This window comes from Streptomyces albiaxialis (assembly GCF_039530985.1).
In the GTDB taxonomy this organism is placed as follows: Bacteria; Actinomycetota; Actinomycetes; order Streptomycetales; family Streptomycetaceae; genus Streptomyces; species Streptomyces albiaxialis.
The window spans coordinates 405290-407248 of the sequence record NZ_BAAAPE010000008.1 but is presented as its reverse complement, the minus strand read 5'-3'; the positions used below and the strand labels follow the sequence as shown (position 1 = coordinate 407248).

Here is a 1959-nt window from a genome sequence, read left to right as displayed (position 1 = left end):
CGCGGGGATCGTCGTGGCCGGGTTCGCGGGCTCGGCGGGCGCCGGAGCCTCGGCGGCGGCCGGAGCCGGGGCCGCGGCGGGGGCGCCGCTGCCGTCGTCGATGAGGGCCAGCTCGGCGCCGACCTCCACCGTCTCGTCCTCGGCCACCTTGATGGAGGCCAGCGTCCCGGCCGCCGGGGCCGGGATCTCGGTGTCGACCTTGTCCGTCGAGACCTCGAGCAGCGGCTCGTCGGCCTCGACGTGCTCACCCTCGGCCTTCAGCCAGCGGGTGACGGTGCCCTCGGTGACGCTCTCGCCGAGCGCCGGCAGGGTTACGGAAACCGCCATGGTTTCTCTTGCTCCTTACGAATTGCGGGGTGGGTCGCGCCCTGACGGACTCGGTGATCAGTCGTGGGAGTGCAGAGGCTTGCCCGCGAGGGCCAGGTGGGCCTCGCCGAGCGCCTCCGTCTGCGTCGGGTGGGCGTGGATGAGCTGCGCCACCTCGGCGGGGAGCGCCTCCCAGTTGTAGATGAGCTGGGCCTCGCCGACCTGCTCGCCCATGCGGTCACCGACCATGTGGACGCCGACCACGGCACCGTCCCTGACCTGGACGAGCTTGACCTCGCCCGTGGTCTTCAGGATCTTGCTCTTGCCGTTGCCCGCGAGGTTGTACTTGAGGGTGACGACCTTGTCGGCACCGTACCGCTCCTTGGCCTGCTCCTCGGTGAGGCCCACGGAGGCCACCTCCGGGTTGCAGTACGTCACGCGCGGCACGCCCGCGTAGTCGACCGGCACCGGGTTGAGGCCCGCGAGCCGCTCGGCGACGAGGATGCCCTCGGCGAAGCCGACGTGCGCGAGCTGGAGCGTGGGGATGAGGTCGCCCACGGCGGAGATCGTCGGCACGTTCGTCCGGCAGTACTCGTCGGCCAGGACGAAGCCGCGGTCCATGGCGACCCCGGCCTCCTCGTACCCCAGGCCCTCGGAGACCGGGCCGCGGCCGATGGCGACCAGCAGCACCTCGGCCTCGAACTCCTTGCCGTCGGCCAGCGTGACCTTGACGCCGTCCGCGGTGTACTCGGCCTTGTCGAAGAAGGTGCCGAGGTTGAACTTGATGCCCCGCTTGCGGAACGCGCGCTCCAGCAGCTTCGAACTGTTCTCGTCCTCGACCGGGACGAGGTGCTTGAGGCCCTCGACGACGGTGACGTCCGCGCCGAAGGACTTCCAGACCGAGGCGAACTCGACGCCGATGACGCCGCCGCCCAGGATGATCGCGGACTTCGGGACCCGGTCCATGACCAGCGCGTCGTCGGAGCTGATGATGCGCTCGTGGTCGATGGTCAGACCCGGCAGGGACTTCGGCACGGAGCCGGTCGCGAGCAGGATGTGACGACCCTCATACCGCTGGCCGTTCACGTCGACGGAGGTCGGCGACGACAGGTAGCCGGTGCCCTCCACGTACGTGACCTTGCGGGAGGCGACCAGACCCTGGAGGCCCTTGTAGAGCCCCGAGATCACGCCGTCCTTGTACTTGTGCACGCCCGCCATGTCGATGCCCTCGAACGAGGTCTTGACACCGAACTCGGCGCTCTCGCGCGACTGGTCGGCGACCTCGCCCGCGTGCAGCAGGGCCTTGGTCGGGATGCAGCCGCGGTGCAGGCAGGTGCCGCCCACCTTGTCCTTCTCGATCAGGGCGACATCCAGACCGAGCTGCGCGGCGCGGAGCGCAGCGGCATAACCGCCGCTACCGCCTCCGAGGATCACTAGGTCGAAAACGGTGCTGGCGTCGTTCGCCACGTCACGTCCTCCATGCATGGGTACGCCGGGACCGGTCTCCCTCGACCGGGCGGCTTTACGTACGGCCGCTGTCTTGCTTGCTCGGCCCTGGTCTCCGGCTGCTGTGGCAGCCGTCTGCGGGGCCCTGTCCTGCCGAGGATCCATCTTCGCACTTGTTGACGGATAACGGGACGCGGGGCTGTGCTT

At 69.6% G+C, this 1959-nt stretch carries 2 protein-coding genes; both read right to left on the bottom strand.

All coding sequences use genetic code 11. From position 1 onward, the window contains the following. A partial coding sequence (locus tag ABD343_RS18010) for a biotin/lipoyl-containing protein (protein WP_344529288.1) occupies positions 1-327 on the bottom strand: 327 nt, incomplete at its 3' end. A gap of 57 nt (positions 328-384) precedes the next feature. After that, positions 385-1791, bottom strand: coding sequence for a dihydrolipoyl dehydrogenase (gene lpdA, locus ABD343_RS18005; RefSeq protein WP_344529286.1), 1407 nt, complete (start codon positions 1789-1791; stop codon positions 385-387). Between the last annotated feature and the right edge of the window lie 168 nt (positions 1792-1959).